The organism is Erysipelatoclostridium sp. MSK.7.34 (genome assembly GCF_019041935.1).
Taxonomy (GTDB): Bacteria; Bacillota_I; Bacilli_A; order Erysipelotrichales; family Coprobacillaceae; genus Thomasclavelia; species Thomasclavelia ramosa.
Genome location: NZ_JAHPYJ010000081.1, coordinates 1 through 452 on the forward strand (window position 1 = coordinate 1; position 452 = coordinate 452).

The 452-nt window shown below is 42.5% G+C and carries 2 protein-coding genes; both read right to left on the reverse strand.

Annotated elements, in window-relative coordinates; translation table 11 throughout:
- On the reverse strand, positions 1-233 hold a 233-nt coding region (locus tag KTF99_RS16920; RefSeq protein ID WP_217215690.1), incomplete at its 3' end, for an integrase DNA-binding domain-containing protein.
- A gap of 78 nt (positions 234-311) precedes the next feature.
- The coding region (locus KTF99_RS16925; protein ID WP_103978451.1) for an excisionase at positions 312-452 on the reverse strand (141 nt) is incomplete at its 5' end.

A 452-nucleotide genomic window follows, 5' to 3' on the forward strand; every position in this document is an offset into this window, starting at 1 on the left:
GTGCTGTCGATACCGTCCTCAATATCCCGTCTTATCTGCTGTTCCAGTTCTCGAAGTGAGGGTTTTTCCCGTTTTCCCTTTGGTGTTGGGTCTGTGGGTGTCAATCTCCAAGCGTACACATATTTTGTGTTTCCAAATGCGTCTACATATTTATATAAGTATTTTCTGTCTGTTCGTTGGCTCTCTCCAGTATGCAGGATACGACCTTTGTTATCCCGTCTTTTTTCTTTCATGGTGTCTGCTCCTTTCCTTGTTGGAAAGAGCCTTGATATGACTTGTGTTCATCATAACACATACAAGGCTCATTTGCATTAGATAGCGTCCAATTTATCAATGACCTGTTCAAACTGTCGGCGTTTAATCTGTATGCGGTTACCATTCATAATGAGCCAGCCAGCGTCCTTGTTTTCCTCTGCCAATCGTCTTAACTTGTTTTCTCCGATACGGAAATA